Genomic DNA, 4,546 nt, shown 5'->3' on the forward strand with positions numbered 1-4,546 from the left:
CAAGTACCGGAGCACTTTGCGCTGATGACGGACTCTGGAGACAACAGTGATAACGTGACCAACGTGACGAAACCAACGTTAGGGGGGCACTCGAATGAGGCGGCGCTCTTGACGGTGGAGATTTTGGGTGCGGATGGTCATGGCGTGCAGACGCTGACGCAAAGCGTGACGGCGAATGAGTCGTTTCGCGTGGACGTGCCGACGGAGATGGGTGACGGGGAGTACACTTGGCGCGTGCAAGCGACGGACGCGGCAGGTAATAGCGATACATTCCAGGGGGCAAATTTCATAATCGATAGCTCTGTTAGCTTTTCGTCTGATACTGGTCTGGATAGTGCATCTGATCTAGGTAAATTTTCTAATGATGGTATTTCTAAAGATAAGACTCCATCTTTTTCTGGTGTAACAGATGGCGGAGCAAATGTAACGTTAGTTATAAAGCAGGGGTCTCAAAAGGTTTACGAAGACTCAAAACGAGCAGGAAGTGATGGTTCATTTCAGATACCTGTAACTAATGCACTTTCTGATGGAACCTATCAGTGGACACTTACAACAACGGATGTGGCTGGCAACTCTACCAGTAAGTCGGGTACTTATGAACTTGATACTAATCCACCCGATGTGAGGTTTTCACTAATAGGGGATTCTGGTGCAAATACCACAGACTGGATAACTAAAAATCGAACCTTTGCATTGAGTGGTACTACAGATGATGAGCAAACGCCTGTATCGCTAGAACTATGGAAAGGTACAAGTCTCTTAGAGGAGATAGAAATAACCCCACATAGCAATGGTTCTTGGAATTATCAATATAATACAGATTTGGTAGATGGGAGATATTTACTAAAGATTAGCTCTACAGATGTAGCGGGTAATAAATTTAGCAAAGAACAAGTAGTGGTGATAGATAATGACGTTGTTAATGACTTCAAATTAGACTCTGACACTGGTGTATCTACGACCGATTGGATTACGAATGCAAATGTTCTCTCTGTCAGTGGAACCACTGATAAAGATGCGTCGGTTACTTTAGATATTAAAACTAAGTCAGGGACTCTATTACATTCTTATAACCCTACTGTAAGCATAGTTGACGGTAGTTGGCAATTTGAAATACCAGATCGCCTTAATGACGGAGACTATACATTCAACGTAGCGGTTGTCGATGCTGCAGGAAATAGTCGTTTAGAAGCTCATGATTTAACTATTGATAGAGATGCGCCTATAATTTCTGACATAGAATTAAAGGCGGAAAGTGACACTGGCTTCAAAGGAGATTGGACAACTAAGACAAAAGAGCTTTCATTTGAAGGTAAAATTATAGGTAATGCGTCGTCTATTAAAGTATTAGATTCTCATGGTGTTAGTGTGTCGGCCGATAAGGCAGTTAATAGTGACGGAAGTTTTGAGATTACTTTATCACAGTTGGATTTTGGAGCTCATAACTTAACATTTGTAGTCACTGATATCGCTGGCAATACTAATACGAGAACACAAAGTGTCACTATTACTCCTGATACGTTACCATTTATAGTTGGATTAGACTCAACAACGAATAGTGGTAACAATAGCGACAATATTACAAATGTAGACAGCCCTATATTATCTGGCCAAGCAACACCTGGGTACCATATTGTTGCTACTATGGGTGGTGTTACCTATACAGAGGTTACTGCTGGACTTGATGGGCACTGGTCCATACCTATTAATAGTAGCGATGTTTTGGCTGAGAAAACATATGATGTTTCATTGCGAATTACAGACGAAACGGGAGGGGTAGTATCCACGGAAAGTTTTCAGTTTGTAATTGATAGGAGCGTATCTACCACGTTTAACTTAGATGGAGATAGTGACTCAGGTGACAAAGGTGACTTTAAGACTAACTCACAAAAAGTGAATTTGGTTGGCAATACAGAGTCTGATACGAAAATAAAAATTGTAGACGGCGATGACCCGAGTGTTGTTTTTGCTAGTATGACAGCAACTAATGGAAGTTGGAGCTATCAATTTAACAACTTAGATGAGGGAGCGCATAATTTTGTTATACAGACAGAAGATGTAGCGGGTAACACTAATAATCAAAATGTAAGGGTTGTTGTAGATATAACTCCTCCACTTTTAGAAGTCAACATCGATGGAAACCAAAATATTAGTCACAATGTTTCAAGAGATAAAGAACACACTTTCTCTGGGACAGTGCATGATGCTCAGAAATTGACATTAAAAGTGAATGATCAAACCAGTAATATCAGTGTTAATCCTGACGGAACTTGGAGCAAAACATTAAATTTAGTTGAGGGAATAAATAACTTCACGATTACAGCTATTGATAACGCTGGGAATACGTCGTCTTCTCGAGGAGTCATGGAGATTAAAACTCGTATTAACTTTGATTGGAAGTTGGTCGGTGATAATGGTCTTTATAGCAATGACAACATTCTGAGTGGAAGTACATTGTCGTTTAATGGTAGTGGTGGGGAGGGTGATCATGTTACGTTAACACTTACCACATCTGATGGTACTAATACAGTTAAAAACTTCGACATAGGTGCAAATCATAAATGGAATGAAACGTTCGATAGCTTATCTGATGGTGTATATTCTATCAAAGCTGAGGTTCGAGATAACGCGGGAAATACAGCGAATCGAACGATCGACGATCTAAGAATTGACAATACTAATGACACCTTTACTGCAAGCCTTGTTGATAGTGATGGTGTCAATGATGATGGTATTATTGCGAACGTTAATCCTAAATTTACAGGACAAGGTGAACCGAACTCTGAAATACATATACTTATAGTAGGTGGCAATGAATATACAACGCGCGTTAGTTCAACCGGTACTTGGTCGTATACTGTAACTGATACCATAACTGGTTCGGTAGAGGCACATATTTATTCTCTAGACTTGGCTGGGAATAAGAGTAGTGTTGAAACTATCAATTTCACCGTTGATTCGACTCAACCAAGTTTGACCTATGATATAGAAGACGTTCATAAGGAAGGTACGACGAATTATATTAACCAAAATCATTCTGGTATAGTTGTATTTAAAGGTACTGCTACAGAAGCCGGTACGGTAACGATTGATATTAATAATGCTCAGTATACGCAAACAATCGCACAAGGAGGCCAATGGTCTATAGATACAATAGAATTGCCAGAACGACGTCATCCCTTCACTATTACTTTTGAAGATAAAGCTGGGAGTAAGGTGTCGGAATCTGGTGCTTTAATTGTTGATAAGACTATAAATGCCACGGTGCATTTGACGATTAGTTCAGACTCTGCGGCACCGGACGTATGGCATAGTGAGCAAGATGGCCGAACAAATAAAGATAATTTAGATTTTCAATTTAGTTGGGATAGATATGGAACAGACAGTGATGTAACTGCATCGGTTGACGTCAGTGGACCTAATGGTTTTAGTCATCATTACGATAATATAAATACGCAGTCTAACTGGCGTTTCCCTGAACAGTTTTCAAGTAGCTCACAAGATGGTACTTATACATTTACATGGCATTTTAAGGATTCTGCTGGCAACACTAGTACTAGTACTAGCACTATTGTTAGGGATACTCATATTGGAACGCTTGAGTCAAATGAACTTAGTTTCCAAGGCCAACAATTTGAGGATGGAGAAGCTCTAACTTTAAATCGAGGCTTAATTAATCTCATTTATAGGCCCAAGTCTGGAATGGAAGTGGCGAATGCTATAATAAAGTTCGACAATGGAGTTGAATCATCTGCGACTCGTCAGGGTGATCATTGGCTTTTCCGTGGGACATCTCTACAAGAAGGTGAGAACAATTTCAAGTTTTCGGTATTCGATCGCGCCGGAAACTCAAGGGAGTTGAGTGAAACAATTAACTTGAAAACGAAGTTTAATGACTTCAAATTAAATATCGATGGAGATGAGGTGTTAGATCTATTGAACGTTGAGAACATTACAACGTCATCTGACACGATAGACATTGGAGGGGAAATTGACCTAGGCACCAAAATCGTTGTTATGGTAGATGGAGTGAGAGTTTATGATACCGAGACTATATCTAAAAACTGGTCTGAAACTTTACATTTAACTCATGACTCACAGAGAGTTGTCATTAATTTTGAAGATGTTGCAGGGAACACAAAGTTTGCCTCTTTTAACGTAGATGTTGATAAGTCTGCACCTTTAGTTGTTCTTGATAGCATTAATGGTAAAACTCTAAATGATGGAGAGTATATTGATAGTGATACAGCTGTTTTTGAAGGTAGACTCGATGCAGGCTCAAAAATAGATAGCATTTTCATAAATGGTCAGAAAGTAGCTAATCCAACAATGTCTATTCAAGAGGCTCTAGGTAAATGGCAAGCCAGTATAGATTTAAGTGAAGGTTCTAATGCTATTAAAATCAATTTTATAGACAATGCAGGTAATACTCAGGGACTGTCTCGCACATTAGTTCATGATACTACTGCACCAGTACTGGATCACTTAGCGCTGATGACGGACTCTGGAGACAACAGTGATAACGTGACCAACGCGACGAAACCAA

The 4,546-nt window shown here is 39.8% G+C and carries 1 protein-coding gene; it reads left to right on the plus strand.

What is annotated here, in order from left to right; genetic code table 11:
• Positions 1-24: 24 nt before the first annotated feature.
• A partial coding sequence (locus HW45_RS03210) for an Ig-like domain-containing protein (protein WP_235225352.1) occupies positions 25-4,546 on the plus strand: 4,522 nt, incomplete at its 3' end.

The organism is Vibrio sp. ER1A (assembly GCF_000733315.1).
Lineage (GTDB): Bacteria > Pseudomonadota > Gammaproteobacteria > Enterobacterales > Vibrionaceae > Vibrio > Vibrio mediterranei.